The sequence below is a fragment of the Clostridium thermobutyricum genome, assembly GCF_000371465.1.
Taxonomy (GTDB): domain Bacteria; phylum Bacillota; class Clostridia; order Clostridiales; family Clostridiaceae; genus Clostridium; species Clostridium thermobutyricum.
The window spans coordinates 2,699,919-2,723,414 of record NZ_KB850956.1; the positions used below are offsets into that span (position 1 = coordinate 2,699,919).

The 23,496-nt window shown below is 27.3% G+C and carries 21 protein-coding genes; 6 read left to right on the forward strand and 15 right to left on the reverse strand.

Translation table 11 applies throughout. The features are described from left to right. Positions 1-53: 53 nt before the first annotated feature. Genes HMPREF1092_RS12660 through HMPREF1092_RS12670 form a run of 3 tightly spaced genes read right to left on the reverse strand, consistent with a single transcriptional unit; the run spans position 54 to position 2,283 of the window. Positions 54-380 (reverse strand): thioredoxin family protein, encoded by a 327-nt coding sequence (locus HMPREF1092_RS12660; protein ID WP_002599065.1) that lies wholly within the window; start codon positions 378-380, stop codon positions 54-56. Further along, positions 364-1,821, reverse strand: coding sequence for an MFS transporter (locus tag HMPREF1092_RS12665; RefSeq protein ID WP_002599066.1), 1,458 nt, complete (start codon positions 1,819-1,821; stop codon positions 364-366). The genes HMPREF1092_RS12660 and HMPREF1092_RS12665 overlap by 17 nt, the downstream gene beginning before the upstream one ends. 33 nt (positions 1,822-1,854) lie before the next feature. Further along, positions 1,855-2,283, reverse strand: a complete 429-nt coding sequence (locus HMPREF1092_RS12670) for a MarR family winged helix-turn-helix transcriptional regulator (RefSeq protein WP_002599067.1) — start codon at positions 2,281-2,283, stop codon at positions 1,855-1,857. Positions 2,284-2,549: 266 nt separating this feature from the next. On the opposite strand from HMPREF1092_RS12670, the gene HMPREF1092_RS12675 reads away from it, so the two are divergent. Next, on the forward strand, positions 2,550-4,412 hold the full coding sequence (locus tag HMPREF1092_RS12675) for an LTA synthase family protein (protein WP_002599068.1): 1,863 nt from the start codon (positions 2,550-2,552) through the stop codon (positions 4,410-4,412). Between the two features lie 31 nt (positions 4,413-4,443). Here the strand turns inward: HMPREF1092_RS12675 and HMPREF1092_RS12680 are convergent, their stop codons facing one another. The 5 genes from HMPREF1092_RS12680 to murI all read right to left on the reverse strand — a co-directional run bounded on the left by HMPREF1092_RS12680 (position 4,444) and on the right by murI (position 7,567). Then, entirely contained in the window at positions 4,444-5,118 is a 675-nt protein-coding gene (locus HMPREF1092_RS12680) for a helix-turn-helix domain-containing protein (protein WP_002599069.1), read from the reverse strand. A gap of 3 nt (positions 5,119-5,121) precedes the next feature. Continuing rightward, positions 5,122-5,484: a DUF3783 domain-containing protein gene (locus tag HMPREF1092_RS12685; protein WP_002599070.1), complete on the reverse strand. Its 363-nt coding sequence runs from the start codon at positions 5,482-5,484 to the stop codon at positions 5,122-5,124. Positions 5,485-5,494: 10 nt separating this feature from the next. Beyond that, positions 5,495-6,016 (reverse strand): peptidylprolyl isomerase, encoded by a 522-nt coding sequence (locus HMPREF1092_RS12690; protein ID WP_002599071.1) that lies wholly within the window; start codon positions 6,014-6,016, stop codon positions 5,495-5,497. Positions 6,017-6,280: 264 nt separating this feature from the next. Further along, positions 6,281-6,550, reverse strand: coding sequence for an STAS-like domain-containing protein (locus HMPREF1092_RS12695; RefSeq protein ID WP_002599072.1), 270 nt, complete (start codon positions 6,548-6,550; stop codon positions 6,281-6,283). Between the two features lie 246 nt (positions 6,551-6,796). After that, the gene (murI, locus tag HMPREF1092_RS12700) at positions 6,797-7,567 is read right to left on the reverse strand and encodes a glutamate racemase (protein ID WP_002599073.1); all 771 of its coding nucleotides are present in this window, start codon (positions 7,565-7,567) and stop codon (positions 6,797-6,799) included. A 333-nt stretch (positions 7,568-7,900) separates the two neighbouring features. Between murI and HMPREF1092_RS12705 the strand changes: the two genes are divergently transcribed. Both HMPREF1092_RS12705 and HMPREF1092_RS12710 read left to right on the forward strand, forming a co-directional pair. Next, on the forward strand, positions 7,901-9,802 hold the full coding sequence (locus tag HMPREF1092_RS12705) for a type I glutamate--ammonia ligase (RefSeq protein WP_002599074.1): 1,902 nt from the start codon (positions 7,901-7,903) through the stop codon (positions 9,800-9,802). 121 nt (positions 9,803-9,923) lie between these two features. Then, positions 9,924-11,006 (forward strand): HD-GYP domain-containing protein, encoded by a 1,083-nt coding sequence (locus tag HMPREF1092_RS12710; RefSeq protein ID WP_002599075.1) that lies wholly within the window; start codon positions 9,924-9,926, stop codon positions 11,004-11,006. 50 nt (positions 11,007-11,056) lie between these two features. Here HMPREF1092_RS12710 and HMPREF1092_RS12715 read toward each other — a convergent pair whose 3' ends face one another. From HMPREF1092_RS12715 to HMPREF1092_RS12725, 3 genes are all read right to left on the reverse strand, one after another. Next, on the reverse strand, positions 11,057-11,314 hold the full coding sequence (locus HMPREF1092_RS12715; protein ID WP_002599076.1) for a hypothetical protein: 258 nt from the start codon (positions 11,312-11,314) through the stop codon (positions 11,057-11,059). A 185-nt stretch (positions 11,315-11,499) separates the two neighbouring features. Next, the gene (gene carB, locus HMPREF1092_RS12720; RefSeq protein ID WP_002599077.1) at positions 11,500-14,715 is read right to left on the reverse strand and encodes a carbamoyl-phosphate synthase large subunit; all 3,216 of its coding nucleotides are present in this window, start codon (positions 14,713-14,715) and stop codon (positions 11,500-11,502) included. A gap of 22 nt (positions 14,716-14,737) precedes the next feature. Continuing rightward, a complete protein-coding gene (locus HMPREF1092_RS12725) occupies positions 14,738-15,787 on the reverse strand; it encodes a carbamoyl phosphate synthase small subunit (protein WP_002599078.1) in 1,050 nt (349 codons plus the stop codon). A gap of 438 nt (positions 15,788-16,225) precedes the next feature. Between HMPREF1092_RS12725 and HMPREF1092_RS12730 the strand changes: the two genes are divergently transcribed. Together HMPREF1092_RS12730 and HMPREF1092_RS12735 are read left to right on the forward strand one after the other, a co-directional pair. Beyond that, entirely contained in the window at positions 16,226-16,957 is a 732-nt protein-coding gene (locus tag HMPREF1092_RS12730) for an ABC transporter ATP-binding protein (RefSeq protein WP_002599079.1), read from the forward strand. Further along, positions 16,950-18,167, forward strand: coding sequence for an ABC transporter permease (locus HMPREF1092_RS12735; protein ID WP_002599080.1), 1,218 nt, complete (start codon positions 16,950-16,952; stop codon positions 18,165-18,167). Before HMPREF1092_RS12730 ends, HMPREF1092_RS12735 begins: the two co-directional genes overlap by 8 nt. A 72-nt stretch (positions 18,168-18,239) precedes the next feature. Here the strand turns inward: HMPREF1092_RS12735 and HMPREF1092_RS12740 are convergent, their stop codons facing one another. Continuing rightward, positions 18,240-19,040 carry a Cof-type HAD-IIB family hydrolase gene (locus HMPREF1092_RS12740; protein WP_002599081.1) on the reverse strand — a complete coding sequence of 267 codons (801 nt, stop codon included), beginning with the start codon at positions 19,038-19,040 and terminating at the stop codon, positions 18,240-18,242. Between the two features lie 47 nt (positions 19,041-19,087). Then, positions 19,088-19,864, reverse strand: coding sequence for an SDR family NAD(P)-dependent oxidoreductase (locus HMPREF1092_RS12745; RefSeq protein ID WP_002599082.1), 777 nt, complete (start codon positions 19,862-19,864; stop codon positions 19,088-19,090). A 136-nt stretch (positions 19,865-20,000) separates the two neighbouring features. Between HMPREF1092_RS12745 and HMPREF1092_RS12750 the strand changes: the two genes are divergently transcribed. Next, positions 20,001-20,954 (forward strand): glycosyltransferase family 2 protein, encoded by a 954-nt coding sequence (locus HMPREF1092_RS12750; protein ID WP_002599083.1) that lies wholly within the window; start codon positions 20,001-20,003, stop codon positions 20,952-20,954. A gap of 79 nt (positions 20,955-21,033) precedes the next feature. Here the strand turns inward: HMPREF1092_RS12750 and HMPREF1092_RS12755 are convergent, their stop codons facing one another. Both HMPREF1092_RS12755 and HMPREF1092_RS12760 read right to left on the reverse strand, forming a co-directional pair. Next, the gene (locus tag HMPREF1092_RS12755; RefSeq protein WP_002599084.1) at positions 21,034-21,945 is read right to left on the reverse strand and encodes a TraB/GumN family protein; all 912 of its coding nucleotides are present in this window, start codon (positions 21,943-21,945) and stop codon (positions 21,034-21,036) included. Positions 21,946-22,245: 300 nt separating this feature from the next. After that, on the reverse strand, positions 22,246-23,490 hold the full coding sequence (locus HMPREF1092_RS12760; RefSeq protein WP_002599085.1) for a glutamate-5-semialdehyde dehydrogenase: 1,245 nt from the start codon (positions 23,488-23,490) through the stop codon (positions 22,246-22,248). Positions 23,491-23,496: the final 6 nt, after the last annotated feature.

Genomic DNA, 23,496 nt, shown 5'->3' on the forward strand with positions numbered 1-23,496 from the left:
AATTTTTGAAAATAAAAAGGAGATATATTCTAAAAGAATATATCTCCTTTTTATTAATTGTATATTAATTTATAATATCTTTCGATATCTCTTTCTAAATCTAGCATGCTAAGATTTCTTCCAAGTCTTAAAGTTTCCTTTTTATCCACATAAAGAATTAATAATGGTAGACTAAAAACTCCATACTCTGCTGCTATATCTAAGTGCTCTTCCCCGCTAATTTCTCCACACTTTATCTTTTGGAAATCTTTAACTAAAAGTTCAACTTTTTGCTTTATTACATCACATGCTATGCAAGTCTTTCCCGTAAAGTAAATTATAGCTATTTGACTACTATTTATAAGCTCTTTAATTTCTATATTACTATTTAACTTCTTCAAGTTTAGCCATCTTTCTTTCTTTGTTTATTTTAAGAATTATACTTAGTGTAATTAAAACTCCTACAAAACATATAATTGTTCCTATTAATAAAACTGTATCCATTGAGCTTACAAATACTTTTCCTTGTCCTCTTACAAATCCTCTAACTGTATATCCTAATTTTTTACTCATTAACCCATAAAGTAATGAAGTACCAAAAGTTATTCCACAAATCATTCCAAGGTTTCTAACAAGACCATTCATGCTTCCTGCAATACCAAGTTGATTTCTTTTAACTGATGACATTACTACTGCATTCATAGGTGCTTGGAAAAGACCATTTCCTGCCCCCATTATAAATAAGTAAACAGCTATTAAAACTATATTTGTCTCTGGTTTTATTGTACTAATTAATAAAAATCCGATTCCACATACTATAAGTCCTATAAAAGGTAAAATCTCTCTTCTCATCTTATCTGAAAGACTTCCACTTAAAGGTGCAAAGATTGATAATGCAATTGGGAATACCATCATTAAAAGTCCACTATATCCAGGAGAAATACCTCTTACTGATTCATAATAGAAAGGTAATAAAATTGTATAACTACTAGTAGCAGTAAATACTAAGAAAGAAGTAATTATACCCTTTGAAAATCTATGATTTTTAAATATTTCAAGATTTAATATTGGTGATGTTAATTTTATTTGAGTAATCATAAATACTATAAATGCTATTATTGCAATTGCAAATGATATAAGTATGTATTTATTTGTATATCCATATATACTTCCTTCTGTTATTGCTAAAACTAATGAAATAATTGTTATCATAAATAATATTGTTCCTATAAAATCAATTTTAGGTCTATTTTCTTTAGCAACTTTAACTGTAGGAAGCACCTTAAATGCTAATCCAATTGCAAATATACCTATTGGAATATTTATAAGGAAAATATATTCCCACTTTAATTCTGATATTATTCCTCCAAGTGCTGGACCAATCATAGTTCCAAGTGCAACTACTAATCCTGAAATTCCAAGAGCTTTACCTCTTTCTTCTATTCCAAAAGTAGCTGTAATTATACCTTGACTATTAGCCATAGTACAAGCTGCTCCAAGGCCTTGAATAGCTCTTGAAATTATTAAGAATTCAATATTTCTTGAAAGACCACAAAGTAAAGAACCTAATGTAAAAATTATTATACCTACTCTAAAAACTCTTGCTTTACCTATAATATCTCCCAACCTACCAAATGTTAATATAAGACCTGAAATAACAATTAAATATGTAGTAACTGTCCACTGTACTACTGACATAGGAACTTTTAAATCTCCTGATATAACTGGAAGTGCAACATTAACTATGCTAGCATCAACACAACTCATAAAAGTTACTATGACAACACTAAAGAGAACAATCCATCTTTTTTTTCCTGAAACTTGTTCTGCTGAATGATTCATATACTTATCTCCTCCTTTGTTATTTTATATAGTTTACCTATATTTTATGTTTTTTACCATCATCTCTAAGTTTTCTATGATTGATTCTTTTGTTTTATCATCCATTCCTTTGGTCATTAACTCCATCCATTCATCTAAAACTTTTCGAATAATAGGTTTTATTTTTTTTCCTTTTTCAGTCAAGGATACTTCGAAAGATCTTTTATCATTTTCACTTCTATGTTTATAAACAAATTCTTTTTTTACTAAGCTATTTATAACTTTTGTTGTAAGTGCAGGGTCTACACCAAGCTCATTTGACAAATATGATAAGTTAACACTACTATCTAAAGGCAAAGATATAATATACATGTATTCTGAGCAACCTATTCCATACTCACATAGCTTTGCATTTATATAAATTTGTTTTTTCCTATAAATAAATGATATGCTTTTTCCTATTTGCTTATTTGTTGTATTCATATAATATTACCCCTAATAATTTATTTGACAATTCAAATAATAACTCAAATTTATTTGAATTGTCAAATAAATATTATTTAATTATAAGTTAATTTCTTTATTAACATATATATTTTTAAAAGTAAATAAATATGTTATTATATTTTTGTTAATTATTTTACATTTTATCTATATTTATCTCATATTTTTTGCTTTAACTATATAAATTTATATCTAATAAATAGATAGTAAAATAATAACTAATATTATTTTTAGGGGGAATTTGTATGCAACTATTATGTTACTTAATTTCAGGTATTATAATAGCTTCTTTAAACTACTTTATCTTTAAAAAAGATGAATCAAAATTTGCTATTATAAAAAATTTTATTACTAATGTACTTCTATTAAATTTAATTTCATTAAGTATTCTAAAGTTTATCTTAAATAAACCTAATATACTTAAACCTACAGTCTATAACACTTCACTTTCATTTAAATATATTTTATTCACTTTGCTTTGTGGAATAATCTATTTATTTATAAAGTGTCTTATTTATTCAAAAATAATTTTTATCGAGGTTAAAGTTAGTAAAAGTGTTAAAACTAAAATATTCAAATACATAAGTGTATTCCTTTTTGCTATTGGTTCATTTTTTGTATTCTTTGCAAATTGGTTTATAGACTATTTTGGAAATATTACACCGGAACAATTTTTATTTAACCTAAATTCTCCACTTAAAGGTACAAGCACTGATATGAATCAAGAAATTCTTATGACACCTGTTTTTTCTGGAGTTGTTTGCGTAATTCTTTTTTTAATATTTATAAATTTTAAATATGACATATATTTAAATTGGTCGCATAATAAGATTAAAATTATTAATCAAAAAATATTAAAAATTATAGCATATATAATTACTGCTATCTGTTTTTTTGGTGGAATTGCTTATGGAGTTAAAAAGCTAAGCTTACATGAAGTTTATAAAGCTTATACTTCAGATTCCTCTTATATTAAAGATAATTACATTGATCCACGTAAAGTAGAAATCACTTTTCCTAAGAAAAAAAGAAATCTTATCCACATTTATTTAGAATCTATTGAAAACTCTTACTTTTCTAAAGATTTAGGTGGATATATGAATGTTAATCTAATGCCAGAGCTTTCAGATCTTTCCAAAGAGGGATTAAGCTTTTCCAATAATAATAAATTTGGCGGTCCTTATCAAACCTATGGTTCAAGTTGGTCTGTTGCAGCTATGATTAATATGAGTTCAGGATTACCTCTAAAAATACCTATGAATGGTAATTCTTATGGTAAATCAGGTAGCTTCTTACCAGGAGCTGTAACTCTAGGTGATATTCTATCATCTCAAGGTTATGAACAAACTATAATGTTTGGAGCTGATGCTGATTTTGGTGGATTAACTACTTATTTTGGATCTCACGGTAATTTCAATATATTTGATCACAAAGCAGCTATACAAAAGGGACTAATCCCTAAAGATTATAATGTATGGTGGGGATTTGAAGATGATAAGCTTTATGAGTTTGCTAAGCAAGAAATAACTAGATTATCTAATACAGGTAAACCATTTAATTTCACAATGGAAACTGCTGATACACATTTTCCAGATGGATATCTTTCGAAAAAAGCTGAGAAAAAATATGATTCGCAATATGCAAACGTTATTTCATATTCAACTAAAGAAGCTGTAAAATTTATTAGATGGATTCAAAAGCAACCTTTTTACGAAAATACAACTATTATAGTTACAGGAGATCATTTAAGTATGGATAAAAATTTCTTTAAAGATTGGGATTCATCTTACAACAGGTCTATATTTAACTTAATTCTAAATCCTGATCCTAACACTACTAATGATAATATTGATAGACTAAAGAATCGTAAATTCTCACCAACTGATATGTATCCAACTATTTTAGCAAGTATGGGAGTAACAGTTCAAGGTGATAGACTTGGTCTAGGAACAAATTTATTCTCAGATCAAAAAACTTTAGTTGAACGTGATGGACTTAAAACAGTTGGTAAAGGATTCGGTGATAAGAGTAATTTTTTTAATAATGAATTTATTTCAGAAAAGAAAAATAGCACTTTTACTACTGACTTAGTTAAAATTAGAAATTAAATAAAAACCATCAGCAAAGCTGATGGTTTTTTTATAAATTTATCTCTATTTTATCTAATTTTGCAATTACTTGAAGGTTCTTAACTTCTACAGTTTCTGTCATAAGGCCGCCTCTATTACTCATGAGAAGAACTTTTGAGTTATCTAATCTCTTGATTTCTCTTATCTTATTTTCACCTTTATGATTTACTAAGAAGAATCCATTTGAATTTAATTCACTTACTAAATGTGCAAATACTAAATCTCCTTCAAGCATTCTAAATCCACTCATTTCATCATCTTGGATTTTTATATATAAAACTTTATCTTGTGGATATCCTTCTACTTTATTTGAATGGATTGGTAACTCTTTATGTCCCAACACATTCTTTAAATTATAATCATATATTGGAACATTTCTTAGAACTGATGAAAAAGCATTTTCCCAAACATCATTCTTTTCAATTTTTGTTTTTTGAGGTTTAAAGTTTGATGCTGCTTTTCTTTCATCCATTAAATCTTTATCTGTAACAACCATACTTATATCATTTAAATCTGCTTTTAAAATTTTAGCTGCTCTATCAATAAAAGATTCTTGTGCTACTTTTCTACCAAGCTCAACTTCATTTATATACTTTTCTGCTACTCCAAGCTTTTTAGCTAAAGCTTTTTGTGTCATATTAGATTTAAGTCTTGCTTCTTTTATTCTTTCACCAACTCTACTCAAAATTTATCTCCCCTTTTGCATGTTTCTATAGAGCTCTCTTTCTTGCATTAAGTGGTTTACTAAATAGTGTAGACTCCATTGTTTAGACATAGGTGTAACAATTGCTAATATTACACCTTCTGCAATATTTCTTACCTTTTTAGTCATTCCTCTAACTTCGCCATCAGCAAAATCATGGAATAAAACTACTTTTTCATTTGGCATAATTTTTTCTGTAGTAAGTTCTTCCCCATTATATAAAGGAATTTTTCCTATTTTCATTTCTGCCATTTCAGGTTTTACCTCTATAACTTTTCCTAATGCTCTTAATGCTAACATCTCTTCATTAGTTAAGCCGAAAGCTAATAAACATTTATTTTTTTTCATAAGATATCTCCTATTCTATTATAGAAGGAGCTTCTGCTTTATAGCCATTTAATTCAACTGTTACAGTTTCCATTATTTGATCATCATATGGTCTATCCATTCTATCAGTTGGTTGTTTAACTATTTCTTCTGCAACTTCCATTCCTTCTAAAACTTTACCAAATGAAGCATATTGCCCATTTAAATGTGGTGCATCTGCAACCATTATAAAGAATTGGCTTCCTGCTGAATTAGGATTCATAGCTCTTGCCATTGATAAAACACCTGTTGTATGTTTTAAATTATTTTGGAAACCATTTGAAGTAAATTCACCTTTTATTGAATATCCAGGACCTCCCATACCATTTCCATTTGGGCATCCTCCTTGAATCATAAATCCAGGGATTACTCTATGGAATATTAAACCGTCATAATATCCTTTTTCTACTAAATCAATAAAGTTATTTACTGTATTTGGAGCTATTTCTGGATATAATTCAGCTTTTATAACTCCACCATTTTTCATTTTTATAGTTACTATTGGATTACTCATAATAATCTCCTTTCAATTTTGCTATTTTATATTATTCTCTAAAGCTAAATAATAATTCAAAATTTACCTTTAAAAATAATATTTTTATTATATTGAAATTATATATCATATAAACTTTTTTATCCATAAAAACAAAAAAACCTACTATAATCATACCGATATAGTAGGTTTTTTATACCTTATTCTGTTTTCACTCATTGTAATACTCCAATATATTTATTTGTATTATTGCAATTTAATATATACTTTCATTTTTTATTTTTATTAGTTTAAAAAAGTTGTTCCCATAACTACTCTTGAAAAATCTCTAGAATTTGTTAAGTTCTTAACACTCACATTATTAAAAATTGCTTCTCTTCCTCTTTCATTTATTAAATCTTGAAATAAGCTTATAAAAAATGTGCTTGGAACTCTATCTAATCCTTCAAAATCTAATACAACTGCTTCTTCGCTGTCTTTTATAGCCTCTCTTAAAAATATAGCATCTTCAATACCAAAATTTTCTCCTAAAAATTCTCTAACATTTATCATCATATTAATCACCTCTGTTAAAATTTGTTTTTATTTTTGAAATTTTCTGATAATTTCTTCCTCACTTATAATATATCAAGAGTGCAAAAGTTTGTCAACTATTTCACAAACTTTTTTATAATTTTCTTTTTATTTTATTATATGTCATGTTTTCTCTTTTAGTTCCTATTAAAATATAATAAAAATAAAACAAGCTATATCAAATCATTATCTATATGACTTGATATAACTTATTTAATAAAATGTATATTATATTCCTAATAGTTTTCTACTAAGTTCTTCTACATCTTCTCTTCCACATGAATTATGGAATTCTATAGTACCTTTTTGTGTACTTTCATTTATAAGACCAGCTACACTTAATCTTCTTCTTAATTCTCTTACTGTTCCTTCTCCACCATCAATTATAGGAATATCTTTACCTACTACTGATGCTAAAGTTTCTTTTATAAATGGATAATGTGTGCATCCTAAAACTATTGCTGCAATATCCTCTTTCATAACTTCTTTAAAATGATCTCTTAAAAACTCTTTTAATTCATCACTATGTAAATCTCCTGCCTCAATAAATTCCACAAGTCCTGGACATGGCATAGGGTATAATTCAACATAATCATATTTACTAACTAATTTAGCAAATTTATCTTGTTTTAAAGTAAAAGCAGTTGCCATTATAACTATTTTACCTTTTCTATTAAGCTCAACAGCAGGCTTAACAGCAGGTTCTATTCCAACTATAGGAACTTCAGGGTGAACTCTTCTAAGTTCTGCAACTGCTGCACTAGTTGCTGTGTTACAAGCAACTACTATTGCTTTTACATTTTTTGAAAATAAAAAATCAACTGCATCAAAAGTTAAATCTCTTATTTCTTTCATTGATCTATCACCATAAGGAGCATTTTTAGAATCTCCAAAAAATATATAATTTTCATTAGGCATAAGCTTTAATGCATCTTTCAAAACGCTTAATCCACCAACACCTGAATCAAAGAAACCTATTGGTAATTTACTCTTATCCAAAGCTTAATCCCTCCACTCTTTATTAATCTATTATTTATTTTATAACTTTAATATTAATAAATCTACTAACTTTTTATAAATTATAAGAACCTTACCAATAATCCCCTAATAGTTTTACTAAAATTTAATTTTATTTTTATTGACTATGTTATTGACTATGTATATTATATATAGTAAAATCTTCCTAAGATTTGTAAATTATACGAATATTTTTTGTGTATATTTATATTATATTCGACTATATAACGAAAGGATGTGAATTTATTTTATATGTATTGTTCATATTTTTCTATAAAATATACATTAAAATCAATATATATAAAATGATATCTTATGATTGAAAACTTAATTTATACAATATCTAAAGAGAATCATACTAAAGATACTTTATTTGATATTTTAACTAGCAATCCTCAAATTAAATTTGTTTCTCTAGTCGGTGTTGATCTTTCTGGAAATGACACAGACGAAAAAATTCCTGTCAAATTATTCTTAGATGACATAGAGTCATTTCTTCATGGAGTAGCTGTTCAAACGGACGGTTCATCTGTTGTCCTTCCAGAAATCGCAACTTTACATGACGCAAAAGTTGATATGATTGCAGATTTAAATTGTAATTGGTTTATTGACTACAATTTTGATAATATTGATGAAATAACTGGAAACCCTATTGGAACTCTTAAAATACCTTGTTTCTTACATCACAACAACAAACCTGTTGACTCTCGTTATATTTTAAAATCTTCTATAGATACCTTCAAAAAATCTCTTAATGAACTAATAGAAAAAAATCCATCAGCATTAAAAAGTATTGGTATTGCACCAAATGATATAGATGAAATTTTAATTACTTCTGCTACAGAACTAGAATTTTGGGTAAAAACACCAGATGATGTAGCTAATATAGAAGCTTTATCAGCATCTCAAGACTTACAAGAACATTATTGGACTAAAACTAAAGGTGATGTAAGAACAGCTTTAGAGCAAACTTTAATATTAATGGACAAGTATGGATTTGAACCTGAAATGGGACATAAAGAAGTAGGTGGAGTTAGAGCTAAACTTGACTCAGATGGAAGTTACAATCATATAATGGAACAACTAGAAATTGACTGGAAATTCTCATCAGCTTTACAAGCAGCTGATAATGAATTATTTATAAAATCTCTTGTTCAAGAAACTTATAGAAGATATGGTCTTGAAGTTACATTCATGGCTAAGCCTATTGATAATGTAGCTGGATCAGGAATGCATGTTCATTTAGGAATAAGTGCAAAACTTAAGAACGGAAAAATAGTGAACTTATTCCATGTTCCAAAGGACCATTTCCTAAGTGAAATTGGTTATGGAGCTTTAATGGGAATGCTTAATAACTATGAAATAATGAATCCATTTATTTCATCAACTAATAATGCATTAAAAAGATTAAAACCTGGATTTGAAGCTCCAATATGTACAGTTACTTCACTTGGAGAATCACCAGAAAATCCATCAAGAAATAGAACTATATTAATTGGATTAGTTAGAGATCTTGAAAGTCCACTTGCTACAAGATTTGAACTTAGATCTCCAAACCCACATAGTAATACTTATCTAACTATGGCAGTTTCTTATCTTGCAATGTTAGATGGTGTTATATATGCACTAGAAAATAATAAAACTCAAGATGAACTTTTAGCAGAACTTTCTAAAAAACCTGGTGAAAAATTTGATTATTTAAGAGTAGATAGAGCATATAGATCAGAACTTGATGTATTTGAACATTACACTGAAGAAGAAAGAGAAACTTTATTTGGTAAAGCACCTGCAACTATATATGAAAACTTAAAACAACTGGATGATTATAAAGAAAAGCTAGAAATATTAAAAAGAAATCCTATATTTACAGATAAAATAATAAATAGTTTCAGAATAGGAACTATATCAAGATGGGCTACTGAAATTGAACATAGGGTTATAAATAAATTCTTATCTCAAGTTAGAGAAAGTAAAATGCTACATGATCCATACTTAGCATCTGATTTAGATATTACAAATTGGTCAGAAATATCTAAATTAAGAATTTATATCATGAAAGATAGCTTAACTGAAAAATCTCTTTTCAGTAGATTAAAGGATGCTTTTGCTAAATCTAATTATGAATTAGCTTCAGAACTTTATATAGAACTTGAAGAAAAAATGGAAACATTAAGAAACTTATATTCAAACTACGAAAAAAATTTACTTGATATATAAATAAAAAAAGCCATATAAAATATTTATATGGCTTTTTTAAATAATAATTTAATACTAAATATTTCTAAATTACCTATTTTATAGTATAATTTGTATAGTAATAATTATTAGGGGTGTTTTTATGAGAATTATACCAGTTGAATGCGTAAGAAATGGCTCTTTTTTAGGAAAAACTATATATGACAGTGAAGGACGTATTCTATTAAGGGAAGGAATACCCCTTAAAGATACACTTTTAAAAAAAATAAAAGAAAATAACATTCATCAAATATATGTTGTTGATGAATATAGCAATATAGAAATAGATGATGTAATAAAACCTGAATTGCGTCAAAAATCTATTAAAACTCTTAAAGAAGTATTTATTAATATAAATAAAGCAAGTAAAAGTAATTTAATCGTTGATAAGGAACCTTATATTGATTCTGTAAATAATATAGCTGAAGAAATTTTAAACAATATTTTAGATAATAAAAATATAATGCTATCATTAGTAGATATAAAAAACATGGATAATTATACATATCAACATTCAGTAAATGTTGCTATTATTTCTGTTGTAATAGGTGTAGGATTAAAGCTATCAAAACGAGATTTACTTAATTTATGTATTGGTGCGTTACTACACGATATAGGAAAAGCATTTATTCCTAATGACATAATAAAAAAACCTTCTTCTTTAACAGAAGAGGAATTTAAATTAATAAAAACTCATCCACAAAAAGGTTATGATTACTTGTTTAATAACTTTAATATTTCATCTTCTAGTAAGCTTATAATAAAACAACACCATGAAAGAGTAGATGGATTAGGATATCCTAATAAATTAAAATCTGATAGTATATTTAGATTATCAAAAATAGTATCTATAGCTGATGTTTATGATGCACTTACATCTAATAGACCATATAGAAAACCAATTCATGCAAATGATGCTGTTGAATATATAATGGCTCATTCAGGTACTGTATTTGACCATAAATTAGTTACTGTATTTACTAAATTTATAGTACCTTACCCTATCGGTACTATTGTAGAACTCAGCACTGGTGACACCTGTATTGTTGAAAATAACAATTTTAGATATCCTCTAAGACCTATAGTTAAAATATTAGAAAGCTCTGATGAGGCGAGAAAAGGAAAAACTATTGATTTATTATACGCTTTATCAACAGTAATTACTAAAATTAAATATTATGTTTAAACTAAACAAGCTATCTAAAAAATCTTTTCTTTAGATAGCTTATTTTTGTATTACATTATATTTCTTGATATATCTATTGAATATCCTTTGTTATGAATAAAAGGATTATTGTTTACTACTTCTTCTGCCTCTTTAAAATCTCTAACTTTAAAAACTATTGTCCAACCATTTCTGTCATATTTTCCAGCACACATTAAGTATTTATTTTTATTATAGTCATAAGTACCTTCTCTATCTATTATTAAGCTTTTTGACTCACTAATACTTTTACAATTTACCTTTACAAATACTGATGAATTTGATTTCATAAAATAACACTCCTTTTAATGCGAACAAACGTTTGATTATATTGTATCGAACGAGCGTTCGTATGTCAACATAAAATTTTCTTATGTTAACAATATATTCCTAAAAATGTTTTTTATGACTAAATTTTTTTATAAAAAAGAACCGCTTAAAACGATTCTTTTCTACAAAAAATTATATCTAAAATTTATATTTCAGTTATATTAAATACTTCTAAATTATTATTCTTTTCAAAATGACTTTTCTTAACATCTATTATTGCATTTAAAGTATCTAATGCAGTTATAACTCCTATATTTCTTTCTACAGCTGCTCTTCTTATTAAGAAACCATCTCTCTTAGAATCATTTCCTTTAGTAGGAGTATTAATTACTAGATCTACTTCTTTATTTTTAACTATATCTAATATATTTGGCTTTTCTTCATTTAATCTTCTAACTTCTTCTGCTTGAACTCCATTTTCTCTTAAAAGCTTACAAGTTCCTTCTGTAGATATGAATGTATAACCAAGATCTGCTAACTCTTTTGCCATTCCTAAGAATTCTTCTTTATCATGTTTTTTAATAGTAGCAAGTATTTTTCCTTTTTTCATTCCTGGGAACATACTAGCTCCTAAGAATCCTTTGTAAAGTGCTTCATAAATATTTCTTCCTACACCTAAAACTTCTCCTGTAGACTTCATTTCTGGTCCTAAAGACACCTCTACATTTGGAAGCTTTTGAGTTGAGAATACAGGAACTTTAACTGAAACTAAATCAGGTTCTTTATAAACATCTACTCCATAACCTAAATCTTTTAATTTTTCTCCTAACATAACTCTAGTAGCTAAATCTACTATTGGAACACCTGATACTTTACTAATATAAGGAACTGTTCTTGAAGCTCTTGGATTAACTTCTATAACATAAAGTTTTCCTTCAAACTCTATAAATTGAATATTTATCATTCCTTTTATTCCAATTTCAATTGCTAATTTCTTAGTATAATCTAAAACATCTGCTTTTATATTTTCACTTATATTTTGACTTGGATACATTGTTACACTATCTCCTGAGTGTACACCTGCTCTTTCTAAATGCTCCATGATTCCAGGTATTAATATATCTTTTCCATCTGAAATTGCATCTACCTCAATTTCTCTACCCATTAAGTATTTATCTATAAGAATTGGATTTTTCTTATCTTTTGAGAAAGCATTATTTAGGTAATATGTTAATTCTTCTTCGTCATGAGTTATTTCCATTCCTTGTCCACCTATTACATAAGAAGGTCTAACTAAAACTGGGAAACCTAAAATTCTTGCTTCTTCTAATCCTTCTTCTAAACTCCAAACTCCTTTTCCTTTTGGTCTTGATACTCCTAATTTCTCTAGTAAAGCATCAAATTTCTTTCTATCTTCTGCCATATCAATTTGATCTGCTGTAGTTCCTAAAGTTGGAATATTTTTTTCTTTCATAAAGTTTGCAAGTTTTATTGCAGTTTGTCCACCAAATTGAAGTATTACTCCATCTGGATTTTCTTTTTCTACTATATTTAAAACATCTTCTTCTGTTAATGGCTCAAAATAAAGCTTATCTGATATATCAAAATCTGTACTTACAGTTTCAGGATTATTATTTACTATTATTGTTTCAATACCTAATTTTCTTAAAGACTTAACACAGTGCACTGAAGCATAATCAAATTCTACTCCTTGCCCTATTCTTATTGGACCTGAACCTATTACTATTACTTTCTTTCTGTCCTTTGAAACTACAACTTCATCATATTGTTCATAAGTTGAGTAATAATATGGTGATAATGCTTCAAATTCTCCCCCACATGTATCAACCATTTTATAACTAGGTTTTATATTCCAAATATCTCTTAATCTATTAACATCTTCTGGACATACTTCTAAAAAGTCTGCTATTGCTTTATCAGAAAATCCTTTTTTCTTTAAGTTTAATAACCATTCTTTATCTAAATTTTCTATATGACTTAATTTTAATCTTTGTTCTTCATTTACAATCCATTTTATTTTCTCTACAAAGAATTTATCAATTCCTGTTATTTCAGAAACTTTTTCTACTCTATAATCTCTTCTAAGCATTTCAGCTAATGCAAAAATTCTTTCATCATCTGGAGTTACAACTCTTTCTTTAAGTTCTTGTATACTTAAATCTCTAAATTTTTTAAAGTCTAATGAATATCTTCCTATTTCTAAACTTCTTATACCTTTTAAGAAAGCTTGCTCAAAGTTAGCTCCTATAGCCATTATTTCACCAGTTGCCATCATTTTTGTTCCTAATGCTCTATCTGCACTAAAGAATTTATCAAATGGCCATTTTGGTATTTTACAAACTACATAATCTAATGTTGGTTCAAAACATGCATAAGTTTTTTGAGTTACTGCATTTTTTATCTCATCTAATCCATATCCAAGAGATATTTTAGCAGCAAGCTTTGCTATTGGATATCCTGTTGCTTTTGATGCTAATGCTGATGATCTTGAAACTCTAGGATTAATTTCAATTACTGCATATTCAAAACTATGAGGATTTAAAGCAAATTGTACATTACATCCCCCTTCTATTCCTACAGCATTTATTATATTTATAGATGCTGTTCTTAGCATTTGATATTCCTTATCTGAAAGAGTTTGCGAAGGTGCTACAACTATACTATCTCCTGTATGAATTCCTACAGGATCTATATTTTCCATATTACATACAGTTATACAATTTCCATATGAATCTCTCATAACTTCATATTCGATTTCTTTCCAACCTTTAACTGATTTTTCTAATAAAACTTGCCCTATAGTACTTAATTGTAATCCTGATTCTAAAGTTTCTTTTAACTCTTCTTCATTCTCGGCTATTCCTCCCCCAGTTCCTCCTAGAGTATATGCTGGTCTAACTATAACTGGATAGCCTATTTTATTAGCAAATTGAAGTCCTGATTCAAGATCTGTTATTATTTCACTTTGAATAACAGGCTCATTAATTCTATTCATCATATCTCTGAATAGTTCCCTATCTTCACCTTCTTTGATAGATTCTATTGATGTACCTATTACTTTAACATTATATTTATCTAAAATTCCAGATTCATAAAGATCAACTGCAAGATTTAATCCTGTTTGTCCTCCCATTCCTGCTAGTAAACTATCTGGCCTTTCTTTTGCTATTACTTTTTCTACAAATTCTAATGTTAATGGTTCTAAATAAACTTTATCCGCAACTTCTTTATCTGTCATTATAGTTGCTGGATTTGAATTTATTAATACAACTTCTATTCCTTCTTCTTTTAAAGCTTGACAAGCTTGTGTTCCTGAATAATCAAACTCTGCTGCTTGTCCTATAATAATTGGACCTGAACCTATAACTAAAACTTTTTTAATATCTTTATTTAATGGCATAATAAACTCCTCCTACTTAATCCTATAGTGCATACTCTAAAAATCTATCAAAAATATATTCACAATCCTTTGGACCTGCTGATGCTTCTGGATGGAATTGAACTGAATATATAGGTAATTTTTTGTGTTTTAAACCTTCAATTGTTCCATCATTTATATTTATATGAGTTGCTTCAACTTCTTCTGGTAAACTATCTACAACATATCCATGATTTTGAGATGTTATATGAACTTTACCTGTTTCTAAATCTTTAACTGGATGATTACATCCTCTATGTCCAAATTTTAATTTAGTAGTATTTCCACCTAAACTTAAAGCTAAAAGCTGATGTCCTAAACATATTCCTACTATTGGTTTTTTACCTATTATATTTTTTATGCATTCTATTGCAAAATCTAAATCTTGTGGATCCCCAGGGCCATTTGATAAAAATACTAAGTCTGGATTAACCTCTAAAATTTCTTTTGCATTTGATTTCGCAGGAAAAACTGATATTTTACAACCTCTCTTTTTAAAATTTCTTATTATATTTTGTTTTATTCCATAATCAATTATTGCTACATGCTTTCCTAAGCCATCTATTTCATATTTTTCTTCTGATGTTACTTTTAAAACTGCTTCTTTATTGCAGAAAGATTTTATTTTATCTTGAACATCTTCTAATGAAGAATCATCTAAAACTATAATCCCTTTCATTGTTCCGCTATTTCTTAAAACTTTTGTTAAAGCTCTTGTATCAATTCCTTCAAGCCCTACTATCTTATTTTGTTTTAAGTAGTTATCTAAAGTTAATTCACATCTAAAGTTATTTGGCATATTACATTTTTCTCTTACTATGAAACCTTTAACTTGTGGTCTTTTTGATTCCATATCTTCTAAGTTAATTCCGTAATTTCCTATTAAAGGATATGTCATTGTGACAATTTGTCCATAATATGATGGATCAGTTAAAACTTCTTGATATCCTGTCATACCTGTAGTAAAAACTACCTCTCCAACACTTTCCTTAAGATATCCAAATGATTTACCTTCAAAAACCATACCATTTTCTAATATAAGCTTCGCTTTCATGCTTAAGCCCTCCTTCAAAATATATGTTTGAAGCTAAAAATACACTTTAAAGTTTATTTATATAAAAAGAAAAGGATAATAAAGAGACCTAATTCTTTAAATTGCTCTCTCTATCATCCTTATATGTTCATTATTTAAATTAACCTTCAAAGATAATTCTATGAAATTACCTATAGCTGTAACTAACATAGCTTAATGCTTCCTTTCTGGCCTCACAGGACCAATTTAAAGTGTACCTTAACTCTAAATTTTATTCTTTTTATATATTTTAATTTATGCTTTTTTACATGTCAAGAAAATTTTTCAAATTACATCACCATAAAAGTTAAGCAATATTTTAAAATAAGTTATTAAAAACTGTATTATTTTCCAAAATTTATGATATAATCTATTTATATTTTCTATATTTTGTGAATTTAGTGAAGAGGGGGAAAATTTATGATTGAGATTAAAAATTTAACGAAATCATTTAAAAAAGCTACTGTGGTAAATAACATATCTTTTAATGTTAATCCAGGTGAAATAGTTGGCTTATTGGGAGAAAATGGTGCTGGAAAAACTACTACACTTAGAATGATTTCAACAATGCTAAAGATAACATCAGGAGAAATATTTGTAAACAAGCTTTCAGCTAAAGAAAATCCTGTTAATGTTAGAAAAGAAATTAGTATATTATTTGGTGGTGATGTAGGTCTTTATGATAGACTTACTGCAAGAGAAAATATAAAATATTTTGCAAATCTTTATGGAATGAGTGATAAAGATGCAGATGAAAGAATAAATGAACTTTCTACTCAATTCGGTATGGATGAATATATTGATAAAAAAGTTTCTAAGTTCTCTAGAGGTATGAAACAAAAAGTTTCAATTGCACGTTCAATAGTTCATAATCCAAAAGTTATGCTATTTGATGAACCTTGTACTGGACTTGATGTAAGTGCTATAAGAGTAGTTCATGAATTTATTCGTAAATGCAAATCTGAAGGAAAAACAGTTCTTTTTTCAAGCCATTCTATGCAAGAAGTAGAAAAACTTTGTGATAGAGTTGTAATAATAAATAAAGGAACTCTTTTAGAGAATTGTACAGTTTCAGAGCTTAAAAATAAACATAATAATTCTGATTTAGAAGAAGTTTTTGTTTCCTTAATAGGAGGTAATATCAATGAATAGTTTTTTAGTTGTTTTAAAGAAAGAGTTAAAAGATATTTTTAGAGATAAAAAGACTGTTTTATTTACTTTAATATTACCTATAATTTTATTTCCTGTAATGTATAAACTTATGGGATATGGAATGAAGAGTACAATGAAAGGTGCTACTGAAGAGATAAACCTAGCTATAAATGGAGATAATAAATCTTCTGTTTATAACTTATTGCAATCTCAAAAGAATTTCAAAATCGAAAATCCTGAAGATCAAAAATCTGCTTTAAAAGAAGGGAAACTACAATTAATTATAAACATTCCTGAAAATTTTAATAAGTTAATTGCAGAAGGAAAAGAAGCTAATATAGAAATTTTATATGATGATAGTTCTAACAATTCATCTATAGCATCTAGTACTGTTTCATCTTTAATTTCAGGTCTAGAAGATAGTATTGTAAGTGAAAGACTTAAAGCTAAAGGAATAGATTCCGAAATATTAAAACCATTTAAAGTTGATGTTAAATCTGGAATTCTAGCTGATGGAGAAGAAGAAGTCAATCCTATGGCAAGAACTTTAGGAGGTATGATGCCTTCATTAATTGTAGTGTTTATGTTTGCTCCTATTCTTGGAATAGCTGCTGATTTAGGTGCTGGAGAAAAAGAAAGAAATACTTTCGAGCCTCTTCTTTCAACTTCTTGTAACAGAAACTCACTTATTTTTGGTAAAACTATAGCTATAAGTGTTGTTTCAGCTTTAACTATGATTGCAAGTTTAATCTCAATGTATATAGGACTTCAAAGCTTTATTAAATCTATATCTGAAATGGATAGTGGAATAAGCAAAAATACTGCTTTTTCCTTTGATTTAAGTCCGCAATCTTTAGTTTTTATGATTATACTTCTTTTAATTTTATTACTTGCAATTTGTGCAATTCAAATAAGTATAAGTGTATTTGCGAGATCAACTAAAGAAGCTGGAACTTATTTATCAGGGGTTATTACTCCAATTATGATAGTTTCATATATTCCAATGTTTATGGATGCTAAGGATATCTCATCGTTTTTATTCCATATCCCAGTTGCTAACTCAGTTGCTTTAATGAAAGAGTTTATGGTTGGAATTACAAACTTTAATCATATTGGAATAGTTCTTTTATGGAACATTATTTATCTTATTTTAGCACTTTTAGCTACAAAACACTTATTCTCAAGAGAAGAAGTTGTATTTAGATCATAAATAAAAAGACTGTCCTTTTGGACAGTCTTTTTTATATAATTTTATTAATTATCTTGTTTCAAGTAAATTATTTTATATAATATTTTCCTTTATCCAATTAACTATATATTCTATTGGACTATCATCTTTACTTGGTGCTATTAATTTTGCTTTTTTTAGTAATCTATCTGTAGCATTTTTAACTGCAAATCCATAATCAGCTTTTTCTATAAGGTCAATATCATTCATATTATCACCTACTGCAACTATCTTATATTCTTTTAAATTTTTTAAGTTTAATAGTTCTTCTAATGCCTTAGCCTTAGAAGTATATTTAGGAACTATTTCTAAATATTTTTCTGCACTTCTCAAAGGAATCTCTATATCAAATTCTTTAAAATTCTTTTCAAAATCATCTATTATTTCTTTTTGACCTACTATCAATATCTTTATCCATTGTTTTTTCCATACGCTTTCATCAATATCATAAATAACATCATATCCAATCTTAGAAAAACGTTTTGTTAAGCTACATTGTTTAAAAACATAAATATTTTCATCTGAATATACTTCTATGCCTATATTATCATTTTCCATAAGCTTATTTATTATTTCTTTTCTATGCTCCTCTAAATAATATTCTTTCAATGTCTTTTCTTCTTTATAATCATATATTTTCCCACCATTATAAAGAATTATAGGTAAACTTAAATCCAAATCTAATGCATATCTATTAGCAGATGATAACATTCTTCCAGTTGCTATAGTAAAAAGACCTCCATTCTCTTTAAAATAATTTATTGCCTTTTTATCTCTTTCAGATATTTTTTTATCACTGTTTATTATAGTTCCATCCATATCTGAAACTAGAATTATTCCATCAAAAATCCCCATATTGTTCACTCCCCCATTTGCCTCTTATGTATTGTGGAAATTTTTAATTATTTATTAGTATTGAAAATTATCTTTCTAATTAATCCTCTAGGTAAAATTTTAGTAGAATTAACCATAATTCTATTTTTAACCCCTGGGATTATAATTGGTTTTCCTTTTTTAAATCCGTTATAACCTATTTTAGCTACTATATCTGCATCCATTAAATATTTTTTTGCTTTTTCCGATTTCACTATTCCTGCATCACTTTGAAAACTAGTTTTTACTGGTCCTGGACAAAGACAACAAACCTTAACATTATGCTCTTTACATTCCTCATAAAGCGCTTCTGATAAAGTTAGTACATATGCTTTAGATGAATAATAAGTACTCATTTTAGGTCCACCTACAAAAGCTGCTGTTGAAGCAACATTAAGTATTCCTCCACTCTTTCTATCCTTCATTTTTGGTAGTAATGCTTTTATAAGCTTTGTAATTGCAAAAATATTTATATTTATTAAATCAAAATCTCTTTCCTCATCAATTTCATCAAAATATCCAAAACTACCTATCCCAGCATTATTGACTAAGTTTTCTATAATAATTTCCTCAGAGTTTATCTTATTTATAAGAATATCTATTTCATTTTCTTTTGTTAAATCAATAGAAAGAGTCATAACCTTTGTGTCATTTTCTTTTTCTAATATATCTTTCAGTTTTAATAATTTTTCTTCATTTCTAGCAACTAATAATAGATTATTTTTATCTTTTGAAAATAATTTTGCTAATTCAAATCCTATTCCTTTTGTAGCTCCTGTAATCAAAGTATATTTTTCTTTATTCATGCCTAAAACTCCTAACATCTATATAAAATAATTATATAACATTTATTGCTATTTTTCCTTTTATGTTATAATATTAATTGATTTGGTTTAAATTGGGTTTATTGAATTATATTACATTACTATGAGGTGATTTTTTTTGAAAAAAGATTTAGTTAGTGTTATTATCCCAATGTATTTTGAGGAATTAGTAGCACAAGAATGTTATAACAGGTTAAAAAGTGTTATGGAAACAATTGAAAACATAGATCATGAGCTTATATTTGTAAATGATGGTAGCACAGATAAAACTTTAGAAATATTAAAAAGTATTGCTGAAGAAGATAAACATGTTAAGGTGATAAATTTTGCTAGAAATTTTGGTCATCAATCTGCAGTAACAGCAGGACTTTTTAATTGTTCTGGTGATGCAGTTGTTATAATTGATGCTGACCTTCAAGATCCTCCAGAGCTTATACCTCAAATGTTGGATAAATGGAGAGAAGGCTTTGATGTTATTTATGGAAAAAGAGGCAAAAGAAAAGGTGAAAGCAAATTTAAGCTTATAACAGCTAAGTATTTTTATAAATTTCTTGGAAAAATGTCTGATATAGAAATACCTAAAGATACTGGTGATTTTAGACTTATTGATAAATCTGTTGTTGAAGCATTTAGACAAATGCCTGAACAAAATAGATTTATAAGAGGTATGATTAGTTGGATTGGATTTAATCAAACTTATATTGAATATACTAGAGATGAAAGATTTGCTGGAGAAACAAAATATCCATTATCTAAAATGATTAAATTTGCAAGTGATGGAATTATATCATTCTCCTCAAAACCATTAAAGCTCATGACTGCTTTTGGTTCTTTAGCAATTGCAATTTCATTTCTAATATTCATATATGCAATCATAAGCAAATTCTTCTTTGATACAAGTGTTGGATGGACATCATTAATGTGTGTCATGGTATTCTTTGGTGGAGTTCAACTTCTTTCTTTAGGAATAATAGGAGAATATGTTGGAAGAATATATGATGAAAGTAAGAGAAGACCACTTTATTTAATAAAGGATAAAATAAATTTTGAAGAAAATAATTTAAATAAATAATAAAAAGCTATGTAATAAATATTACATAGCTTTTATTTAAGTTTTAGATTAATTTGTAATAACAACCTCTAGTTTTATTTTATAATTTAGTTATTTTATATCCCTTATCCTCTAGAATTTTTATTATTCCATCATCCCCAAAGAAATGAAGTGCTCCAACAGCTAACGCATATTTTTCATCAGACTTAATATATTCTTCTATTTTTTTTACCATTCCAATATTTCTATCTAAGATAAGGGCTTTATATATATCTTCATTTTCTTTTTGCATTTCTATAGCTTCATTCATAAACTTTTCATCACCATTTTTATATGATTCCATAATATTCTTTGCATACTCTGTTTCTTCTTTTGTTAAATCTTCAAATTTTCCTTTTTCATATTCATCTAACATTTCTTTTAATTGATCTATCCCTTGAATTTTATCCATTAAATCAAGTTGAAATTCCATATTTTCAACTTGATCTACTTTTTTATTTTCTTTTATATATCTATCCTTTAATATATCATCAAATGTTGCCATTTCTAGATTTGCTTTTTCATATATTACAGCTGATATATTTTGAATAACTCCTTGAGCTTTAAATACTTTTAGTTTCTCATAATCAATCCCAGCATCACTACACAAATCTTTAAGAGTTTTTATTTGTTCTTTGCTTAATTCATTTTCTATTGTTTTTCCATCTGAATATACTAGCCTAGCATTTGCCAAAAGCATATCTTCTTGGCTCATATTAACTTCAATAGATAATACATCTGTTTCTTTCATTATTTCTAATATTTTATCTGAAAAATAATCATAACTAGTATTAATAGGGTGCATAGTTCCTATTAAATATAATTCTTTTCCATCCTTTTCAACTTTCCATTGATATCCCTTAGCAACATTTGAAGTATCTTCTTTTTCAGAACTACCACACCCAACAAATGCCCCTAATATAAAGAAAATAGACATTCCTACTAATAATAATCTTTTCTGTAACCCTCTCATAATATCCCCCTAAATTTTTAACATCATAAAAAATTGTAACATTTTTACATATAATAGTATAGTATATTATATAAATTTGATTTTTTTATTTATTTATAGTATAATTTATTTGAATATTCAGATAATTTTAATAAGAGCAGTTACCTCCCTTAAGGAACTGACTAACTTATTATTTATAAGTTGGACTGCATAATTATTATGTAGTCCTATATTTTTAAACATTGTTTTCATTTATCAAATCGCTTAAAAATAAACGGTAAAAAATAACCTGTAGAAGTCCGATCTACAGGTTATTTTTTATTATCTTATTTGACCATTTCCATAAATTATATATTTAAATGTTGTAAGTTCTTTTAATCCCATAGGACCTCTAGCATGAAGTTTTTGTGTACTTATGCCTATTTCTGCTCCAAAACCAAATTCTTCTCCATCAGTAAATCTCGTAGATGCATTTACATATACTGCTGCTGCATCAATTCTTTGAAGGAATTTTTGAGAATTTTCATAGCTCTCAGTAATTATCGCTTCTGAATGTCCTGTATTATACTTATTAATATGTGATATAGCTTCATCAATACTATCAACTATTTTTACACTCATTATATAATCTAAAAATTCAGTATAAAAATCTTCTTCTGTTGCTTCTTCCATATCTTTTATAATTTCTCTTGCTTTTTCATCACCTTTTAATAAAACACCCTTTTCTCTTAATGCGTCTACTAATATAGGTAATATATCTTTAGCAACCCCTGAATGTACAACTAAACTTTCAGCAGCATTACATACTGATGGTCTTGAAGTTTTAGCATTTACAACAATATTTTTTGCCATTTCAAAATCACATTTTGAATCTACATAAATATGACAATTTCCTGTTCCTGTTTCTATAACTGGAACTGTAGCATTCTTTACAACTGCATTTATAAGCCCTGCTCCGCCTCTTGGAATAAGAACATTTATATATTCATTAAGCTTCATCATTTCTGTTGCAACATCTCTACTAGTATCTTCTACTAACTGGATAGAATCTATTGGTAATCCAACTTCTACTAAGCTTTCTCTTAAAACTTTTATTATAGATAAATTTGAATTTATAGCTTCACTTCCACCTCTTAAAATAACTGCATTTCCTGCTTTTAGGCAAAGTCCTGCTGCATCACAAGTTACATTTGGTCTAGCTTCATATATTATTCCTATTACTCCCATAGGAACTCTTTTCTGTCCTATTTGAAGCCCATTTGGTCTATTCCACATTCCAAGAACTTCTCCAACTGGATCTTGAAGATTAGCTACTTGTCTTAATCCATTTGCCATACCTTCAATTCTAGTTTTATCTAATGCTAATCTATCTAGCATTGAATCAGAAATTCCTTTTTCTTTTGCCTTTTCTAAATCTTTTTTATTTTCACTTATAATAAAATTTGTATTTTTTATAAGATTTTCTGCCATTTTTAAAAGTGCATCATCTTTTTCTTTTGTAGTAATATTAGCTAAAACATAGCTTGCTTCTTTAGCTTTAGCTCCCATAATTTCTAATTTTGTCATACTATT

Excerpts from the sequence above, each read along its gene's own strand:
- HMPREF1092_RS12665 (WP_002599066.1), bottom strand. The coding sequence starts at position 1,821 with ATGAATCATTCAGCAGAACAAGTTTCAGGAAAAAAAAGATGGATTGTT.
- HMPREF1092_RS12670 (WP_002599067.1), bottom strand. The coding sequence starts at position 2,283 with ATGAATACAACAAATAAGCAAATAGGAAAAAGCATATCATTTATTTAT.
- HMPREF1092_RS12675 (WP_002599068.1), top strand. The coding sequence starts at position 2,550 with ATGCAACTATTATGTTACTTAATTTCAGGTATTATAATAGCTTCTTTA.
- HMPREF1092_RS12685 (WP_002599070.1), bottom strand. The coding sequence starts at position 5,484 with ATGAAAAAAAATAAATGTTTATTAGCTTTCGGCTTAACTAATGAAGAG.
- HMPREF1092_RS12690 (WP_002599071.1), bottom strand. The coding sequence starts at position 6,016 with ATGAGTAATCCAATAGTAACTATAAAAATGAAAAATGGTGGAGTTATA.
- HMPREF1092_RS12695 (WP_002599072.1), bottom strand. The coding sequence starts at position 6,550 with ATGATGATAAATGTTAGAGAATTTTTAGGAGAAAATTTTGGTATTGAA.
- HMPREF1092_RS12705 (WP_002599074.1), top strand. The coding sequence starts at position 7,901 with ATGATTGAAAACTTAATTTATACAATATCTAAAGAGAATCATACTAAA.
- HMPREF1092_RS12710 (WP_002599075.1), top strand. The coding sequence starts at position 9,924 with ATGAGAATTATACCAGTTGAATGCGTAAGAAATGGCTCTTTTTTAGGA.
- HMPREF1092_RS12715 (WP_002599076.1), bottom strand. The coding sequence starts at position 11,314 with ATGAAATCAAATTCATCAGTATTTGTAAAGGTAAATTGTAAAAGTATT.
- carB (WP_002599077.1), bottom strand. The coding sequence starts at position 14,715 with ATGCCATTAAATAAAGATATTAAAAAAGTTTTAGTTATAGGTTCAGGT.
- HMPREF1092_RS12725 (WP_002599078.1), bottom strand. The coding sequence starts at position 15,787 with ATGAAAGCGAAGCTTATATTAGAAAATGGTATGGTTTTTGAAGGTAAA.
- HMPREF1092_RS12730 (WP_002599079.1), top strand. The coding sequence starts at position 16,226 with ATGATTGAGATTAAAAATTTAACGAAATCATTTAAAAAAGCTACTGTG.
- HMPREF1092_RS12735 (WP_002599080.1), top strand. The coding sequence starts at position 16,950 with ATGAATAGTTTTTTAGTTGTTTTAAAGAAAGAGTTAAAAGATATTTTT.
- HMPREF1092_RS12740 (WP_002599081.1), bottom strand. The coding sequence starts at position 19,040 with ATGGGGATTTTTGATGGAATAATTCTAGTTTCAGATATGGATGGAACT.
- HMPREF1092_RS12745 (WP_002599082.1), bottom strand. The coding sequence starts at position 19,864 with ATGAATAAAGAAAAATATACTTTGATTACAGGAGCTACAAAAGGAATA.
- HMPREF1092_RS12755 (WP_002599084.1), bottom strand. The coding sequence starts at position 21,945 with ATGAGAGGGTTACAGAAAAGATTATTATTAGTAGGAATGTCTATTTTC.
- HMPREF1092_RS12760 (WP_002599085.1), bottom strand. The coding sequence starts at position 23,490 with ATGACAAAATTAGAAATTATGGGAGCTAAAGCTAAAGAAGCAAGCTAT.